At 75.6% G+C, this 17317-nt stretch carries 14 protein-coding genes; 9 read left to right on the top strand and 5 right to left on the bottom strand.

The window, feature by feature from the left end:
• The first annotated feature begins 28 nt into the window (after window positions 1-28).
• Together BLS21_RS13440 and BLS21_RS13435 are read left to right on the top strand one after the other, a co-directional pair.
• Window positions 29-1048: a methylenetetrahydrofolate reductase C-terminal domain-containing protein gene (locus tag BLS21_RS13440; protein WP_245700395.1), complete on the top strand. Its 1020-nt coding sequence runs from the start codon at window positions 29-31 to the stop codon at window positions 1046-1048.
• A complete protein-coding gene (locus tag BLS21_RS13435) occupies window positions 1045-1809 on the top strand; it encodes a class I SAM-dependent methyltransferase (protein WP_245700394.1) in 765 nt (254 codons plus the stop codon). Before BLS21_RS13440 ends, BLS21_RS13435 begins: the two co-directional genes overlap by 4 nt.
• Window positions 1810-1833: 24 nt before the next feature.
• On the opposite strand, the gene BLS21_RS13430 is transcribed toward BLS21_RS13435, so the two are convergent.
• Window positions 1834-3360 (bottom strand): Mur ligase family protein, encoded by a 1527-nt coding sequence (locus BLS21_RS13430; protein WP_091219001.1) that lies wholly within the window; start codon window positions 3358-3360, stop codon window positions 1834-1836.
• Between the two features lie 261 nt (window positions 3361-3621).
• On the opposite strand from BLS21_RS13430, the gene BLS21_RS13425 reads away from it, so the two are divergent.
• From BLS21_RS13425 to mnhG, 7 genes are all read left to right on the top strand, one after another.
• A complete protein-coding gene (locus BLS21_RS13425) occupies window positions 3622-5436 on the top strand; it encodes an ABC-F family ATP-binding cassette domain-containing protein (RefSeq protein ID WP_091218999.1) in 1815 nt (604 codons plus the stop codon).
• Window positions 5437-5645: 209 nt separating this feature from the next.
• Entirely contained in the window at window positions 5646-8522 is a 2877-nt protein-coding gene (locus tag BLS21_RS13420; protein ID WP_091218996.1) for a Na+/H+ antiporter subunit A, read from the top strand.
• Complete coding sequence (locus tag BLS21_RS13415; protein WP_091218994.1) at window positions 8519-9010, top strand: Na(+)/H(+) antiporter subunit C; 492 nt, start codon at window positions 8519-8521, stop codon at window positions 9008-9010. Before BLS21_RS13420 ends, BLS21_RS13415 begins: the two co-directional genes overlap by 4 nt.
• Window positions 9007-10728 carry a Na+/H+ antiporter subunit D gene (locus tag BLS21_RS13410; RefSeq protein ID WP_175479561.1) on the top strand — a complete coding sequence of 574 codons (1722 nt, stop codon included), beginning with the start codon at window positions 9007-9009 and terminating at the stop codon, window positions 10726-10728. Before BLS21_RS13415 ends, BLS21_RS13410 begins: the two co-directional genes overlap by 4 nt.
• A complete protein-coding gene (locus BLS21_RS13405) occupies window positions 10725-11291 on the top strand; it encodes a Na+/H+ antiporter subunit E (protein ID WP_091218992.1) in 567 nt (188 codons plus the stop codon). Before BLS21_RS13410 ends, BLS21_RS13405 begins: the two co-directional genes overlap by 4 nt.
• Window positions 11288-11617 (top strand): MrpF/PhaF family protein, encoded by a 330-nt coding sequence (locus BLS21_RS13400; protein WP_091218989.1) that lies wholly within the window; start codon window positions 11288-11290, stop codon window positions 11615-11617. Before BLS21_RS13405 ends, BLS21_RS13400 begins: the two co-directional genes overlap by 4 nt.
• Window positions 11614-12018, top strand: a complete 405-nt coding sequence (gene mnhG / locus BLS21_RS13395) for a monovalent cation/H(+) antiporter subunit G (protein ID WP_091218987.1) — start codon at window positions 11614-11616, stop codon at window positions 12016-12018. The genes BLS21_RS13400 and mnhG overlap by 4 nt, the downstream gene beginning before the upstream one ends.
• On the opposite strand, the gene BLS21_RS13390 is transcribed toward mnhG, so the two are convergent.
• From BLS21_RS13390 to BLS21_RS13375, 4 genes are all read right to left on the bottom strand, one after another.
• Window positions 12006-12743, bottom strand: a complete 738-nt coding sequence (locus BLS21_RS13390; RefSeq protein WP_091218984.1) for a VOC family protein — start codon at window positions 12741-12743, stop codon at window positions 12006-12008. The genes mnhG and BLS21_RS13390 overlap by 13 nt on opposite strands.
• Window positions 12744-12797: 54 nt before the next feature.
• The gene (gene leuA / locus BLS21_RS13385; protein ID WP_245700393.1) at window positions 12798-14543 is read right to left on the bottom strand and encodes a 2-isopropylmalate synthase; all 1746 of its coding nucleotides are present in this window, start codon (window positions 14541-14543) and stop codon (window positions 12798-12800) included.
• Window positions 14544-14719: 176 nt separating this feature from the next.
• The gene (locus BLS21_RS13380; protein ID WP_091218983.1) at window positions 14720-15355 is read right to left on the bottom strand and encodes a helix-turn-helix domain-containing protein; all 636 of its coding nucleotides are present in this window, start codon (window positions 15353-15355) and stop codon (window positions 14720-14722) included.
• Between the two features lie 313 nt (window positions 15356-15668).
• Complete coding sequence (locus tag BLS21_RS13375) at window positions 15669-17261, bottom strand: phospholipase D family protein (RefSeq protein WP_091218981.1); 1593 nt, start codon at window positions 17259-17261, stop codon at window positions 15669-15671.
• Between the last annotated feature and the right edge of the window lie 56 nt (window positions 17262-17317).

Below are 17317 nucleotides of genomic sequence, written 5' to 3'. Positions count from 1 at the left end.
CGGGGACCGGACGGGTCAGGCCCCGACCGTGGACGACGACCGCCGGCGGCCGGACTGCCCCAAGCGGATGGTGTTCGGCCCGTGCGGCGGCGTCCGGGACGACGGCCGCTGCGAGGTGGCCGAGCACCGCTGCGTCTTCCTCGACGACCCGGCCCCCGCCTGGGACGCGCCGGCAGCGCCCCCGGTCGCGCCCCCGCCGGGCAGCCTCCTCGACCGCGCCCGCACGGGGCCGGTCGTGCTCACCGACCTCACCGTGGCGCCGTTCGACCCGGCCTCCCTGCGCCGGGTGGTGGGCGTGCTGGCCCCGGTGTCCGACGGGCTGCTGGTCGGCGAGCACGCCAACCGGCCCGACTTCCCGCCCACGCTGTTCGCCGCCGAGGTCCGGGACGCCGGCGGCCGGCCGTGGACGACGCTGGCCTGCCGGGACCGCAACCGCGTCGTCCTGGAGCAGGAGCTGGCGGGCCTGGCCGCGGTGGGCGTCGACGGCGTGCTGTGCGTGACCGGCGACGCCCGCGGCCCCGGCGTCCGGCCCGGCGTCACCCAGGTGTTCGACCTCGACGGCACCCGGCTGGCGGCGCTCGCCGGAGCGGCGGGGCTGCCGGTCGCCGTCCCCGAGTCGCCCGCGGCCCCGCCGGTCGACCGCCGGCCGGCCCGGGTCGCGGACAAGCAGCGGGCCGGGGCGCAGGTGTGCGTCCTCAACCACGTCCGCACCCCGGCGGAGGTGGCGGCCTTCGTCGCCGCCGCGCGGAGCGCCGGGGCGACGTTGCCGTTCGTCGCCGCGGTCGCCGTCTACACCGACGAGCGCTCGGCGCGGGTGCTGCAGCGCTTCCCCGGCCTGCACGTGGACGACGCCACGGTCGAGGAGGTGCTGGCCGCGCCGGACCCGCGGTCGGCCGGCATCGCGGCCGCCGTGGCGGAGGCCCGCGCGCTGCTGGGCGTCCCCGGGGTCGTGGGGGTCAACCTGTCCGGTCTGGCCTCGGGCGGCGGGGAGGACGACGGCGCCCGGGTCAAGGCCGAGGTCGCCGCCGCGATCAGGGAGGCAGCATGACCGAGCTGGAGAGCGAGGCGATGGAGGCCGAGTTCGGCACCGTCGCCGGGTGGACCGAGGAGGCGGTGCGGGCACTGGGCCCCGAGCACGCCGTCCCGGCCGGGTGCCGGGGGAGCGGCAGCGAGGGGGCGCTGCGCTGGCTGGCCGACCGGCTGGGGCTGACGGCCGGCAGCCGGGTGCTCGACGACGGCGCCGGCGTCGGCGGGCCGGCCGGGTGGCTCGCGGCCGAGCGGGGCGTGCGCGCCGTCTGCGCCGAGCCGATGCACGAGGCGGCACGCGCCGCGCACCGGCTGTTCGGGCTGCCGTCGGTGACCGCGCTGGCGCAACGGCTGCCGTTCGCCGACGCCGCCTTCGACGCCGCCTGGTGCCTCGGCGTCCTCTGCACCACCTCCGACAAGGCCCCGGCGCTGGCCGAGCTGCGGCGGGTGCTGGCCGACGGCGGCCGGCTCGGGCTGCTGGTCTTCGTGGCCGACCGCCCGTTGCCCCCGCCCCTGCCGGAGGGCAACGACTTCCCGACCGAGGAGGAGCTGCGGGGGCTGCTCGACGCGGCGGCTCTCCGACTCGGGGAGACCGCGACCGCGGACCTCGGGGACAGCCCGCCGGAGTGGAGCGAGCGCGCCGACGCGGTCGACGCCGAGGTCTCCCGGAGGCACGGGGACGACCCGCGCTGGCAGCAGGCGCAGGAGCAGTCCGGCCGGGTCGGCCGGCTGCTCGCCGACGGGGCGCTGCGGCCGTGGCTCGGGGTCGCGACCGCCGACTGACGACCCGACCGGCCGGGAGCGTGCTCAGGACGCGCGTCCGCGCAGGTCCTCCTCGCTCGCGTGCAGGGTCGCCAGTGCCGTGGCGGCGACCTCGGCGTCGTCCAGGTGGACCGCGTCCCGCGGGTCGGTGGTGTCCAGCAGCCGCGTCTCGTGGCCGCGGCCCACCACCAGGACGACGTCGGCCGGCCCGGCGGCGCCCACCGCGGCGGTGATCGCCGCCCGCCGGTCGGGCACCTCGCGCACCCGCGCCGACGAGCCGAGCAGGCCGACGCGCAGCTCGGCCCGGATCGCCGCCGGGTCCTCGCCGTGGCTGCCCTCGTCGGTCAGCCACACGCAGTCGGCGGCCCGGGCGGACCCACCCAGCCCCTGGCGCTTGTACCGGTCGCGCCGGCCGCGGGCGCCGAGCACCAGGTGCACCCGGCCGCCGCGGCCGGTGAGGTCGCGGGCGGTGCCGAGGGCAGCGGCCAGCGCGCGTGGCGTGTGCGCGTAGTCGACGACGACCAGCGGCCGGCCCGACCCGCCGAGGACGGTGTTGCGTCCCCGCGGCGGGGCCACCGCGGCCAGCCCGGCGGCGATCCGGTCCGGCGCCACGCCGAGCACCCGGCCGGCGGCCCAGGCGGCCGCCAGGTTGGTCACGTGCACCCGCCCGACCAGCGGGCTGTGCACCCGGTGCCCGCCCGTGTCGTCGCCCAGCAGCACCTCGGTGCCACCGCGCCCGGTCCGCCAGCCGAGCACCCGGACGTCGGCGTCCCCGTCGGACCCGACCCGGGTCACCGGCACCGCGGCCTGGTCGGCCAGCCGCCGTCCCCACGGGTCGTCGGTGACGACCACCCCGGCGGCGGTCCGCCCGGCCTCGAACAGCCGCGCCTTGCTGGCCCAGTACTGCTCGAGGGTGCCGTGGTGGTCGAGGTGGTCCTCCTCGAATCCGGTGAAGACCGAGACCTCGAAGGTCAGCCCGTCCATGCGGCCCATGTCCAGCGCGATGGAGGAGGTCTCCACGACCGCCCGCCGCGCCCCGGCGTCGACCATCCAGCGCAGGAGCTCGTGCAGCTCGGGCGCCTCCGGCGTGGTCAGCGCCGTGCTGCGCGAGCGGTCACCGACCTCGGCTCCGAGCGTGCCGACGACGCCGGTGCAGTCGCCGTCCGCGTCCAGCACCCCGCGCACGAGGACGCTGGTCGTCGTCTTGCCGTTGCTGCCGGTCACCCCGACCAGCCGCAGCGCCCGCGCCGGGTCGCCGGTCAGCAGCGCGCCGAGCGGGCCGAGCTGGGCACGCACCGACGGCACGCACAGCGCCGGCAGGTCGGTGTCGACCGGCCGGTCGACCAGCAGGGCGGCGGCACCGCGGGCCGCGGCGGCGGAGGCGTGCCGGTGCCCGTCACTCGTGGCCCCGCGGACGCAGGCGAACAGCGCACCGGGGACGACGAGCCGCGAGTCGGTCACCAGGCCGCGCACGGTCAGGTCGTCGGCGCCACCGGCCCGCGTGACCGGCCCACCGGACACGGACCGGGCGCGGCGCTCGACCTCCGACCAGGGGACCGGGGGGAGACGCACCGGCCCGACGGTAGGTGCGCCCCCGCGACCACGCAGACCGAGACTGTAGGCACTCCACCGACCCGGCGCGCCGCTGACCTCACGGAACGGGTGGGCCACACGCCGGAACCGGCCCGGCCGCCGTGACCGACCGGCCCCGGCGGCCGGCCGGTCGTCCGACCCGCCGCCGGCCACCACCGCCGGCAGGACGACCCCGGCGGCGTCCGTGCGCGCGGTGGTCGGCTCCTCGGCCGCTGGCGCCGCCGCGGATACTGGAGGGCGATGAGCGCGCCCCTCAACCTGGTCAACCTCGAGCGGGTGCACAAGGCACACGGCACCACCGTCCTGCTCGACGACGTCTCGCTGGGCATCGCCGCCGGCGAGCGGATCGGCGTGGTCGGGCGCAACGGCAGCGGCAAGTCCACGCTGCTCGGCGTCCTCACCGGGCGCGAGGAGCCCGACTCCGGCCGGGTGACCCGCCGCGGCGACCTCGCCGTCGGCGTCCTCGACCAGTCCGGCACGCTGCCGCCCGGCGCGACCGTGCGCGACGTCGTCCTGCCCGAGAGCCTCTTCGCCGCCGAGCACGAGTGGGCCGCCGACCCGGCCGTGCGCAGCGTGCTCACGGGCCTGGAACTCGACCGGCTGGGGCTGGACTCCCCGGTCGCGCCGATGTCCGGCGGCGAGCGGCGGCGGGTGGCGCTGGCCGCGCAGCTGGTCCGCCCGCTGGACCTGCTGGTGCTCGACGAGCCGACCAACCACCTCGACGTCGAGGGCGTCGCCTGGCTGGCCGGCTACGTCAGGGACCGGGTCGGCGCACTGGTGGTGGTCACCCACGACCGGTGGTTCCTCGACGAGGTCTGCAGCCAGACCTGGGAGGTCGCCGACGGCCGCGTGCACGCCTACGAGGGCGGCTACGCGGCCTACACCCTCGCCCGGGCCGAGCGCGCCCGGATCGCGGCGGTCACCGAGGAACGCCGGCTCAACCTGGTCCGCAAGGAGCTGGCCTGGCTGCGCCGCGGGCCGCCCGCGCGCACCAGCAAGCCGCGGTTCCGCATCGAGGCGGCCCAGGCGCTGATCGAGGACGAGCCGCCGCCGCGCGACTCGATGGCGCTCAAGGGCTTCGCCAGCCGCCGGCTCGGCAAGACCGTCTACGACGTGGAGGACGTCGACTACGCCGTCCCGGGCGACCCGGTGACCGGCACGCCCCCGCGCACCCTCCTCGACGACCTCACCTGGCACGTCGGCCCCGGTGACCGGATCGGCGTCGTGGGCGTCAACGGGGCGGGCAAGACGACGCTGCTGCGGCTGCTGGTCGGGGAGACCGAGCCCGACCGCGGCCGGGTGGTGCGCGGGCGGACGGTCGCCCCGGCCTACCTGTCCCAGCACGTCACCGAGCTGCCCGGCCGGCTGCGTCTGCTCGAGGCGGTGCAGGAGATCAAGCGAGTGGCCAGGGTGGGCGACCAGGAGATCTCCGCGTCGTCCCTGGCCGAGCGGTTCGGCTTCCCGGCCTCCCGCCAGTGGACGCCGGTCGGTGACCTCTCCGGTGGAGAGCGGCGCCGCCTGCAGCTGCTGCGGCTGCTCATGGCCGAGCCGAACGTGCTGCTGCTCGACGAGCCGACCAACGACCTCGACATCGACACGCTCACCGCGCTGGAGGACCTGCTCGACGGCTTCCCCGGCACCGTGCTGGTGGTCAGCCACGACCGGTACTTCATCGACCGGGTCTGCGACTCGGTGGTCGCGCTCATGGGCGACGGCTCGCTGGCCGCCCTGCCCGGCGGGGTCGAGGAGTACCTGCAGCGCAGAGCGGCGGGGGAGGCGGCGCTGCCCTCGGCCGCCGCGGCCGCTCCCGCGCCGGCGGCCCCCGTGGCCCGCCCGGCCGGGGAGGTGCGGGCCGCCCGCAAGGAGGCCGCGCGGCTGGAGCGGCGGCTGGAGAAGCTCACCGCCGAGGAGGAGCGGCTGCACGGCGAGCTCGCCGCGGCGGCGACCGACCACGCGCGGGTGCTCGAGCTCGACGAGCGGCTGCGCGCCGTCCTCGCGGAGAAGGAGCAGGTCGAGACCGACTGGCTGGAGGCCGCCGAGGTCGCCGAGGGCTGAGAGGGGACCGCGTGGGGCCGAGACGCCGGACAGGTGCCCCTGTTCCGGGGGTCGGGTCCCGTCCCCGCGGGTAGAGCAGCACCGGGCCAGCCGGGCCCGTCCGCCTCCGAGGCGCTCGATCGGCGCGCCCCGGTAGACTCGGGGTACCGCCGGCCGTCGTCGACCGACGTCTTGGTGTCCCCGAGCCGCCCCACGACTCCCGGAGACACGTGCTCGTACTACTGCTCCTCCACCTGCTCGCCGGCGTGCTGGCGCCCGTCCTCGTGCGGTGGTGGGGGCGGCAGGCCTTCCTCGCCCTGGCGCTCGTGCCCGCCGCCGGCTTCGTCTGGGTGCTGTCGCGCCTGGGCCCGGTGCTCGCCGGCGAGGAACTGCGCGAGACGGTGCCGTGGATCCCCGCCCTGCAGCTGGACGTCGCGCTGCGGCTGGACGCCCTGGCGCTCGCCTTCGCCGCACTGGTCACCGGCGTCGGGGCGCTGGTGCTCGTGTACTGCGCCCGCTACTTCGCCCCGGACGAGGAGGGCACCGGCCGCTTCGCCGGCTGCCTCACCGCCTTCGCCGGTTCCATGCTCGGCCTCGTCGTCGCCGACGACCTCTTCCTGCTCTACGTGTTCTGGGAGCTCACCACCGTCTTCTCCTTCCTCCTGATCGGGGGCTCGGGACGGCGGCTGGCCGCGCGGCGGGCGGCGTCGCAGGCGCTCATCCTGACCACCGCCGGCGGGCTGGCGATGCTGGTCGGGCTGATCCTCATCGGCCAGGCCAGCGGCTCGTCCCTGCTGTCGGAGGTGGTCGCCGACCCCGGCAGCGGCCCGGCCATGACCGCCGGCGCGGCGCTGGTGCTGGTCGGTGCGGTCACCAAGTCCGCCCTGGTGCCCTTCCACTTCTGGCTGCCCGCGGCCATGGAGGCGCCGACGCCGGTCAGCGCCTACCTGCACGCCGCGGCGATGGTGAAGGCCGGCGTCTACCTCGTCGCCCGGCTGGCCCCCGGGCTGGCCGACGTCCCCGGCTGGCGGCCGGTCGTGCTCGGCCTGGGCGTGGCCACGATGCTCCTCGGCGGCTACCGCGCGCTGCGCCAGAAGGACCTCAAGCTGCTGCTGGCCTTCGGCACCGTCAGCCAGCTCGGGTTCCTCGTGACGCTGGTCGGCGGCGGCAGCCGCGAGCTGGCCGCCGCGGGTCTGGTGATGACCCTGGCGCACGCGCTGTTCAAGTCCACGCTGTTCCTCACCGTCGGTGTCATCGACCACGCCACCGGCACCCGCGACCTGCGCCGACTGTCCGGGCTCGGCCGGCGGCTGCCGCTGCTCGCCGCCATCGGCACCGCCGCGGCGGCGTCCATGGCCGGGCTGCCGCCGCTGCTGGGGTTCGTCGGCAAGGAGGCGGCCTTCGCCGCGCTGTGGGACGCCGGCCTGCCCGACCGGACCGCCGCGGCCGTCGTCCTGACCGGGCTGGTGGCGGGCTCGGTGCTCACCGCCGCCTACACCGCGCGCTTCGTGTGGGGGGCCTTCGCCCGCAAGCCCGGCGTCGAGGACACCGAGGTCGAGCACCCGCCGGAGCCGCTGTTCCTCGCCGCCCCCGCCGTCCTGGCGCTGACCGGGCTGGTCCTCGGGCCGGCCAGCCCGCTGCTGGAGCCGCTGGTCGCCGGCTACGCCGACACGCTGCCGCTGCTGGCCCCCTACCCCGCGCACCTGGGCCTGTGGCACGGCTGGCAGCCGGCGCTGGCGCTGTCGGCGCTGTCGATCGCCGGCGGTGCCGCGCTGTTCGTCGTCCGCGGGCGGGTCACGCGCCTGCAGCGGCGGGTGGCCGTCGGCGCCTCGGCCGACGAGGGCTACTGGAACGTCGTCCAGGCGGTCGACCGGCTCTCGGTGCTGGTCACCGGGACCACCCAGCGCGGCTCGCTGCCGGCCTACCTCGGCACCATCCTGGTGGCGGTGCTCGCGCTGCCCGGGACGCTGCTGCTCACCCGCGCCCCGTGGCCGGGCGAGTGGCGGGCCTGGGACACCCCGGTGCAGGCGATGGTCGGCGTCGTGGTCGTGACCGCCGCCGCGCTGACCCTGCGGATCCGCCAGCGGCTCTCGGCCGTGCTCGTCGTCGGTGTCACCGGCTACGGCATCGCCGTCGTCTTCGCCCTGCAGGGCGCCCCCGACCTCGCGCTCACCCAGTTCCTCGTCGAGACCCTCACCCTCGTCGTCTTCGTGCTGGTGCTGCGCAAGCTGCCCAAGGACATCTCCGAGCGGCACCGGCCGCGCGAGCGCGCCGTCCGCGGCGTGATCGCCGTCGCCGTGGGCGCCTTCATGGCCGCCGTCGGCGCGGTGGCGCTGTCGGCCCGCACCGCGACGCCGGTGTCGGAGGCCTGGCCCGGGCCGGCGTACGACTTCGGCGGCGGCAAGAACGTCGTCAACGTGACCCTGGTCGACATCCGCGCCTGGGACACCCTCGGCGAGATCTCGCTGCTGGTCGTCGCCGCCACCGGCGTGGCCAGCCTGGTCTTCCTCCGCGGGCGCACCGGCGGCGTCGACCGCGTGACCCGGGCGGACCTGGCGCAGCGGCGGGAGCGCAGCCGTCGGGCGCCGCGGGACCGTTGGCTGGCCGCGACCGCGACGCTCGACCCGGCGCGGCGCTCGGTCGTGCTCGAGGTGGTCACCCGGATCCTCTTCCACACGATCGTGGTCTTCTCGCTGTACCTGCTGTTCTCCGGGCACAACGAGCCCGGCGGCGGGTTCGCCGGCGGCCTGGTCGCCGGCCTGGCCCTGGTGCTGCGCTACCTGGCCGGCGGGCGCTACGAGCTGGGGGAGGCCGCGCCGGTCGCGCCGGGCCTGCTGCTCGGCGGCGGGCTGCTGTTCGCCGGTGGCACCGGCGTGGCCGGTCTGCTGCTGGGTGCCGGGGTGCTGCAGACGGCGATCGTGCAGGCCACGCTGCCGGTGCTCGGCGACGTCAAGCTCGTGACCTCGCTCTTCTTCGACATCGGCGTCTACCTGATCGTCGTGGGGCTGGTCCTCGACGTGCTGCGCAGCCTGGGCGCGGAGCTCGACCGCCAGGAGGACCAGGAGGACGAGATCGAGCTGTCACCCGGGGAGGTGGTGCTGCGATGACCCCCACGATCGTGCTGCCGGTGATGATCGGCGGGCTCTACGCGGCGGGGGTGTACCTGCTGCTGGACCGCAGCCTCACCCGCGTGCTGCTGGGCTTCCTGCTGCTGGGCAACGCCACCAACCTGCTGGTGCTGTCGGCCGGCGGCCCCTCGGGGCTGGCGCCGATCCTCGGCTACTCCGACCCGGAGGCGTTCAACGACCCGCTGCCGCAGGCGCTGATCCTGACCGCGATCGTGATCACCTTCGGCGTCGCGGCGTTCCTGCTGGCGATCATCCACCGCTCCTGGCGGCTGGCCCGCAACGAGGCGGTCGGCACCGACGAGGAGGACCGCCGGGTCGCCGCCCGGAGGGCTCTCGACGCCGACGAGCTCGACCCCGACGAGCTGGCCCCCGACGACCGCGCCGCCGGCCACGCCGACAGCCTCGCCGAGGACCTCGAGGAGCTGGCGGACGACGTCGACCTGCCCGCGGGGAGCGGCACCCGGTGATCGAGGTCCTCGCCCCGCTGCCGGTGCTGCTCCCGTTGCTCGGGGCGGCCGGCGCGCTGCTGGTCTCCGGGCACCCGGCGTTCCAGCGCACCCTCAGCACGACCGTGCTCAGCGCGGTGCTCGCCGTCTCGGTGGTGCTGCTGTTCGTGGCCGATGCCGAGGGCGCGAGCTCGGTCTCCGTCGGCGGCTGGCCGGTGCCGCTGGGCATCGTGCTGGTCGTCGACCGGCTGTCGGCGCTGATGCTGGTCGTCGCCTCGACCGTGGCGCTCGGTGTCCTCGTGTTCGCCGTCGGCCAGGGCGCGGCCGACGGGTCGGAGGAGACGCCGCTGTCGATCTTCCACCCGACGTTCCTGGTGCTGGTGGCGGGCGTGGGCAACGCCTTCCTCGCCGGCGACCTGTTCAACCTCTACGTGGGCTTCGAGATCCTGCTGATGGCCTCGTACGTGCTGCTCACCCTCGGCGGGACGGCGGCGCGCATCCGCGGCGGCATCACCTACATCATCGTCAGCCTCACCAGCTCGCTGGTGTTCCTCGCCGCGATCGGGCTGGTCTACGCCGCGACCGGCACGGTGAACATGGCCCAGCTGGCGGTGCGGCTCGGCGAGCTGCCCGAGGGCACCCAGGTGCTGCTGCAGTCGATGCTGCTCATCGCGTTCGGCATCAAGGCCGCCGTCTTCCCGCTCTCGGCGTGGCTGCCCGACAGCTACCCGACCGCCCCCGCGCCGGTCACCGCGGTGTTCGCCGGCCTGCTCACCAAGGTCGGCGTCTACGCGATCATCCGCACCCAGACGCTGCTGTTCCCCGGCGGCGCGCTCGACGACCTGCTGCTGTGGGCGGCGCTGGCCACGATGCTGGTCGGCATCCTCGGCGCGGTCGCCCAGAGCGACCTGCGCCGGATGCTGTCGTTCACCCTGGTCAGCCACATCGGCTACATGGTGTTCGGGATCGCCCTGGGCACGGCGGCCGGGCTGGCCGGCGCGGTCTTCTACGTCGCCCACCACATCGCCATCCAGACGACGTTGTTCCTGGTCGCGGGGCTGGTCGAGCGCCAGGGCGGCACCACCTCGATCGACAAGCTCGGCGGCCTGGCCCGGCGCTCGCCGCTGCTGGCCGTGCTGTTCTTCGTGCCCGCGATGAACCTGGCCGGGATCCCGCCGCTGTCGGGGTTCATCGGCAAGCTGGGCCTGCTGCAGGCCGGGGTCGCCGAGGGCACCGCCGCGGCGTTGACGCTGGTCGCCGGCGGGGTGGCCACCAGCCTGCTCACCCTGCTCGCGGTCGCCCGCGTCTGGACCCGCGCGTTCTGGCGGTCTCCCAACCAGTCGCCGGCCGAGGAGACCGCCGCGGCGGCGGCCGCCGACTCCGTGCAGCGCCACCGGCCGTCCGGCGACGGTGCCGGGTCGCCGGACGGTGCCGGGTCGCCGGACGGGACGGCGTCCCCCGACGGCTCGGCGCGGACCGCGCTGCAGGACGCGTGGCGGCGGCACACGGCGGTCGCGACGGCGACCGAGCCGGGCCTGCCGCCCGCCGCGGGCGCGGTCCGGGCGCTGCGCCCGCTGCCGCGCACGATGGTGGGTGCCACGGCGGCGCTGGTCGCGCTCACCGTGGCCCTCACCGGGCTGGCCGGACCGCTCTACGGCCTGGCCGACCGGGCGTCGGTGGACCTGCTCGAGCGCACGCCCTACGTCTCCTCGGTGTTCGGGGTGGATGAGGTCCCGTGAGCGTCGAGCCCGCTGCCACCCGGCTGCGCCACCAGGGCCCGCTGGTCGTGTGGCTGGTGCTGGTCTGGATGCTGCTGTGGGGCACCTGGTCCTGGGCGAACCTGTTGTCCGGCCTGCTCGTCGCGCTGGCCGTGCTGACGCTGCTGCCGCTCCCGCACGTGGTCGGCGGCACCCGGGTGCGGCCGGTGCCGCTGCTGGCCTTCCTCGGCCACTTCGTCCTGGACCTGTTCTCGTCCGGAGCCGAGGTCGCCTGGCAGGCCCTGCGTCCGGGCGGGGTGCGCCGGACAGCGATCGTGCGGGTGCGACTGCGCGCCGACTCCGACCTGCTCCTGACGATGGTCGCCGAGGCGACCTCCCTCGTGCCCGGCTCCCTGGTGCTCGACCTGGACCGCGAGCAGCGGGTGATGACCCTCCACCTGCTGCCCGTGCGCGACCTCGAGGACGTGGAGCGGAAGAAGGCGCACGTCCTGGTGGTGGAGCGGCGTCTGGTGCGGGCGTTCGGCTCGACCGCGGACGTCGCGGCCCTCGAGGCGGACCGGAGGGACGAGGTGCCGACGTCATGACGATCGTGCAGGTCGCGCTGTACGCGATGATCGGCGGGGGAGCGCTGCTGGCCCTCGTCCGCCTGGCTCGCGGACCCTCGCTGCTGGACCGAGTGGTCGCGACCGACACGCTGCTGGTCATCATCGCGGCCGGCCTGGCGGTGCACGCCGCGCTCACGCAGGACCCGACCGTCGTGCCGGTGCTGGTGGTGGTGGCGCTGCTGGCCTTCGTCGGCTCGGTGTCGGTGGCCCGCTACGTCGGCGGGATGCTGCTGCGCTCGGGCACCGGCGACGGCCGGGACCTCGGACTGCCGGTCGCCGCCGAGGAGCGGGAGGCCGGCTCGTGACGGGCTCGTCCGACGTCGTCGCCTTCGCCTGCCTGCTGGCCGGCGCCGCGCTGTGCCTGACCGCCGGGCTGGGGCTGGTCCGCTTCCCCGACGTGCTGTCCCGGATGCACGCCGGCACCAAGCCCCAGGTGCTCGGCGTGCTGCTGGTCATGGTCGGAGGCGCCATCCGGCTCGACGGCTGGACCAACGTCTGGATGCTGCTGCTCGTGGCGGCCTTCCAGCTGCTCACCGCCCCGGTCAGCGCCCACCTGATCAGCCGGGTCGCCTACCGCCGCCGGCACGTGCGCCGCGACCTGCTGCTGGTCGACGAGTACGGCGGGCCCGGCCGGCAGGACGCGCGGTACCACGGGGACGAGCCCGGCGACGCCCCGCCCGAGCAGCCGGCCCCTCAGCCCAGCTGAGCCAGCCAGAACGGCAGCCCCTGGTCGTCCCGGCACTCCGCCGTCCGGCCGTACGGCTGGTCGGTGACCTCGCCCGCCCGCCCGCCCGCCGTCCGGACCGCGGCCACGGCCACCTCGATGTCGTCGACCGCGTACACCGGCACGGTGCCGACCTCGCCGTCCCCGCCGCCGATGCCGACCATCGGCACGGCGCCGTCCACCTGCCAGCCGTCGGGGACCCGCCCGGGCACCGACGTCCAGCCGAGCACCGACTCGTAGAAGTCGCGGGCACGGGCGCCGTCGGGCACGCGCAGCGTCAGGTACACCGCGTCACCGGGGCGCACCGGCGGACGCGGCTCCGGGTCGGCCGACGCCGGGGTCTGCAGCATCCAGCGGTGGCCGAAGGGGTCGACGACGACGCCGGTGCGCCCACCCGGGCCGTCGGCCGGCGACCGCTCCACGGTGGCGCCGGCCGCGGCGGCCCGGTCGACCGCCGCGTCGGCGTCGGGCACCGCGAGGTGCAGCGTCACGCTGACCCGGCCGGGGTCCGGCGCGGCCAGCCCCAGCTCGGGGTACTCGTCGGCGAGGTAGAGCCGCGCCCCGCCGAGGTCGAGCTCGGCGTGCCCGATGCGGTCGTCGTCCATCACGTGCGGCTCGCCGACGACGTGGGCGCCCAGCGCCTCGGCGTACCAGGCCGTCGCCGACCGGGCGTCCCGCACGGTGAGGTAGGGGGTGAGCTGCGGCATCGCGGGCCTCCGGCGGTCGGTGCGGGCGCCGGCACCGGCACCCGCACCGACTTCTTACCGCTGAGCCCGGTTCACCGCCGAGACGACCGCGCGCAGCGACGCGGTGACGATGTTCGGGTCGATGCCCACGCCCCACAGCACGCGGTCGCCGACGGCGCACTCGACGTACGCCGCAGCGCGGGCGTCGCCGCCGGCGGACATGGCGTGCTCGGCGTAGTCGAGCACCCGGACGTCGACGTCCACCGACCGCAGCGCGTCGACGAACGCGGCGATCGGCCCGTTGCCCCGGCCCTCGATCGTCGTGGGGACGCCGTCGTCGACCAGCTCGACCACCATCTCGTCGAGCTGGTCGCCGTGGGCGCGGTGCCGGTGACCGGTCAGGGAGAAGCGGCCCCACGGGGCGTCGGGGTCGGGCAGGTACTCGTTGGAGAAGGCCGTCCACATCTGCTGGGCGGTCACCTCGCCGCCCTCGTCGTCGGTGTGCCGCTGGACGACCGCGCTGAACTCGATCTGCAGGCGGCGCGGCAGGTCCAGCTGGTTCTCGGTCTTCATGATGTAGGCGACGCCGCCCTTGCCGGACTGGCTGTTCACCCGGATGACGGCCTCGTAGGTGCGGCCGACGTCCTTGGGGTCGATGGGCAGGTACGGCACCGCCCACGGCATCTCCGCGACCGGCCTGCCGGCGGCCTCCGCGTCGACCTCGAGCGCCTTGAACCCCTTGTTGATGGCGTCCTGGTGGGAGCCGGAGAAGGCGGTGTAGACCAGGTCGCCGCCGTAGGGGTGGCGCTCGTGCACGCCCAGCTGGTTGCAGTACTCGACGGTGCGGCGGATCTCGTCGATGTCGGAGAAGTCGATCTGCGGGTCGATGCCCTGGCTGAACAGGTTCAGCCCCAGGGTGACCAGGTCGACGTTGCCGGTGCGCTCGCCGTTGCCGAACAGGCAGCCCTCGATGCGGTCGGCGCCGGCGCGGTAGCCCAGCTCGGCGGCGGCGACGGCGGTGCCGCGGTCGTTGTGCGGGTGCAGCGACAGGACGACGGCGTCGCGCCGGCCCAGGTTGCGGTGCATCCACTCGATCTGGTCGGCGTAGACGGTCGGCTCGGCCATCTCGACCGTCGCCGGCAGGTTGACGATCGTCGGCCGGTCCGGGGTGGGCTCCCACACGTCGGTGACCGCGTTGCAGACCTCGACGGCGAAGTCGAGCTCGGTGCCGGTGAAGGACTCGGGGGAGTACTCGAACCGGACGTCGGTCCCGGTCATCTGCTCGGCCAGCTTGCGCACCACCTGCGCGCCGTGGACGGCGATGTCGATGATCCCCGCGCGGTCGGAGCCGAACACCACCCGCCGCTGCAGCGTGGAGGTGGAGTTGTACAGGTGGACGATCGCCTGCTCCGCGCCGCGCAGGGACTCGAAGGTGCGCTCGATCAGCTCGTCGCGGGCCTGGGTCAGCACCTGGATGGTGACGTCGTCGGGTACCAGGTCGTCCTCGATGAGCTGGCGGACGAAGTCGAAGTCGGTCTGGCTGGCGGCCGGGAACCCGACCTCGATCTCCTTGTAGCCCATCCGGACCAGCAGCTCGAACATCCGCCGCTTGCGGTCGGGCGTCATCGGGTCGATCAGTGCCTGGTTGCCGTCGCGCAGGTCGACGGCGCACCAGCGCGGGGCCTCGGTGGTGACCTTCTCCGGCCACGTGCGGTCGGGCAGCACGATCGGCGTGAAGGGGGCGTAGCGGGAGATCGGCATCCCCGACGGCTGCTGGGGGTGACGGACGTGCGGGTGGTTCTCGCTCAGGTTCCTGCTCACGGGTTCTCGCTCCTCTGGGCGCGGGCTGGACGCAGCTCCGGTGGGGCGGTCAGCGGGCGCCGGGGACGCACTCGGTCACGGCAGGGTCTCCGCGGCGAGGGGGCCGACCTAGGAGAGGGCCTCGCCGCGGCGGGTAAGCAGGAGGCTGCCGCGCACACCGCCACGGTAGCAGCGGGTCAGCCGGCGTCGCAGCGACAGGCGCAGGCCGCGGCGTGCCTCGGCGGGCCCGAGCCGTCGTCGACCTCGTCGCACTCCGGGGGACACGTGCAGGTCAGGCCCTCGTCGGCGGACCACCCGACGGTCGCGCGTCGGCGCTCCCGGTCCTCGGCGGCACGCCGGCGTGCCGCCTCCTGTCGCCGGGCGCGCCGCTCGGCCGGCGAGTCACCCGGCACGGGGACGTCGTGGTCCTCGGGTGTCCCGACCCGTGCCCTCTGGCGGTTCCGCGCGGCTCGGTCGAGACCGAAGGTGAACCAGGGCTGTGGCCGGTCGAGGCGGTGCGCCCACCGGTCGGCGACCTCGTCGGTGTGCTGGGTGTCCAGGTGAGCGGGCAACCGGCGCCGGGTCGAGTCCCGTGGACCGTCGGGGTGCATGCCGCGGACCTCGCGTCCCTCCGCGTCGAGCAGGACCAGGCGCAACCCGGCCAGCTCGGCGGCCCGCGCCAGGGCGCACGACGGCAGGTCCCGGGTTCCCGCCTCGGCGTGGGCCACGGCCGACACGCTGAGCCCGGCTGCCGAGGCCAGTTCGCGTTGTGACAGGTCGGCGGTACGCCGGATGCGCCGGAGCACCCCGCACAGGTCGAAGCCGGTCGCCACCGGGCCATGGTGCGGTGGGAGGCCCCTGCGTGGGTCCGGCCGGCCGCACCTGTGGACGAGCCCTCGTCCCCTCGATCCGGGCCCGAGGTGTCCTCCGGCAACCTCGGGCGTTGCTTGCACACGGAAGCAGGGGTTGAGGTGATCAGCCCCTGCTTCCAGGGCGGAGCAAGGGTGGAGGTGATCAGCCCCTGCTTCCAGGGCGGAGCAAGGGTGGAGGTGATCAACTCCTGCTCCCAGGGCGGAGCAAGGGTGGAGGTCGTGGGAGGACGAGGTGCAGGGGGCCCTGCGCCGCCGCCGATCCGGTTGCCGCGAGTCAGAACGCCTTGCGCAGCCGCATGCTCAGCGGGCGGCCGTCGGGGTCGTCGACCAGGCGGTAGACCGGCGTCGCCCACAGCCGCGTCGGCAGCGACAGCCGCGGGGGCCGGTGCTCGCGCAACCGACCGCGCGGGCGCGGGCCGCGGCGGCCACCGGCGTACCAGGCGTCGAGCTCGGCCGCCGAGGACTCCAGCGTCCGCACGAACGCCTCGGGGTCGAGCAGGTCGTCGTCCTCGCTGCCGTCAGCGGCCCGGTCGAGGTGCTCGCGGGCCAGCTCCAGGCGCAGGTCGCGGGCGAAGGTGCGGGCGCCGTCGCCGGTGCCGGCCGGGTCGCGGGGCTCGCGCGGGTCCCGGGTCGCGTCCAGGACGGCGGAGGACAGCTCGCTGTCGTGGGTCCAGGAGCGCCGGTTGAAGTTGTCGCTGCCGACGCTGGCCCAGACGTCGTCGACCACGCAGACCTTGGCGTGCACGTAGACCGGCGTCCCCTCGTGGTTCTCCACGTCGAACGCGTGCACCCGGCCGCGCCCCGCCCGCCGGCACATCTCCAGCGCCTGCCACCGGCCGACGTACTGCGACCGCTCCGCGACCGCGCCGTCCTGGTCGGGCACTCGCGGCACCACGACGACCAGGTGCAGCTCCGGGTTCCCGGCCAGCGCCCGGGCGAAGAGGCGGGCGACGTCGGCCGACCACATGTACTGGTCCTCCAGGTACACCAGCCGGCGGGCCCGCTCGATCGCCTTGGAGTACCCGCGGGCCACCGACCGCTCGCCGCGCGGCGCGAAGTCGTACGGCGGGCGGATCGCCGGGTAGGTGCGCAGGTTCTGCACCACGTGCGGGCCGCAGGGAGGTGGGGGCGGCAGCTGTGGCGGCAGCGGGTCGGGCTCCAGGCGTGCGCCGCGCAGCCGGTCGAGCACCCAGGCGATCGGGTTGCCCGAGTCGGCGTTGGTCGGGTCGTCCCAGCGCTCGCGGAACACGGTGTCGAGGACGCCGACCGCCGGTCCCCGCAGCATCAGCTGGACGTCGTGCCAGGGCGGCCGCTCCCCGTAGGCCGCCGACATCGCCAGCGGCTGCGGGTCGCCCCTGTGCTCGGCGTCGTCCCGACGGCTGTGGCACAGGTCGATCCCGCCGACGAAGGCGACGTCCTGGGTCGGGTCCTGGTCGTGCCGCAGGACGACGAGCTTCTGGTGGTGGCTGCCGCCGCGACGCACCCGCTGGTCGAGGATCACCTCGCCGCCGCCGTGCTCGACCTCGTCGTCCAGTGCCCGGTTCTCCTCCGCGCTGAACGACATCCAGTCCACGTGCGAACGCCAGACCAGCCCGCGCACGCAGACGCCGCGGCGCACCGCCTCGGTGAACAGCTGGGCGACGGTCGGGCCGCCCGGGCGCAGCTGCTCGTCGGGGTCGCCCCGCCAGTCGGTGAAGAACAGGTGGTCGCCGGCGTCCAGGCGCTCGACGCACTCGACCAGCCGGTCGAAGTAGGTGGCACCGTGCACGAGCGGCTCGACGAGGTTGCCCTCGGTGTACGCGGGCAGTGACGTCGACGGGTTGCCGCGCTCCTCGGCGGTCAGCAACCAGCGCTCGACGTCCTCCACCGGTTGATCACAGCGCCCTGCCCAGGGGGACGCAAGCACGGCCGTTCCCGCGACGT

This window comes from Geodermatophilus siccatus, from assembly GCF_900103785.1.
Taxonomy (GTDB): domain Bacteria; phylum Actinomycetota; class Actinomycetes; order Mycobacteriales; family Geodermatophilaceae; genus Geodermatophilus; species Geodermatophilus siccatus.
The sequence above is the reverse complement of the archived record's forward strand: the minus strand, read 5'-3'. Positions and strand labels throughout refer to the sequence as shown.

What these genes read in the sequence shown, in the direction of transcription:
- BLS21_RS13390 (WP_091218984.1), bottom strand. Translation starts at nt 12,743, where the DNA reads ATGCCGCAGCTCACCCCCTACCTCACCGTGCGGGACGCCCGGTCGGCG.
- BLS21_RS13435 (WP_245700394.1), top strand. Translation starts at nt 1,045, where the DNA reads ATGACCGAGCTGGAGAGCGAGGCGATGGAGGCCGAGTTCGGCACCGTC.
- BLS21_RS13400 (WP_091218989.1), top strand. Translation starts at nt 11,288, where the DNA reads ATGACGATCGTGCAGGTCGCGCTGTACGCGATGATCGGCGGGGGAGCG.
- BLS21_RS13415 (WP_091218994.1), top strand. Translation starts at nt 8,519, where the DNA reads ATGACCCCCACGATCGTGCTGCCGGTGATGATCGGCGGGCTCTACGCG.
- BLS21_RS13425 (WP_091218999.1), top strand. Translation starts at nt 3,622, where the DNA reads ATGAGCGCGCCCCTCAACCTGGTCAACCTCGAGCGGGTGCACAAGGCA.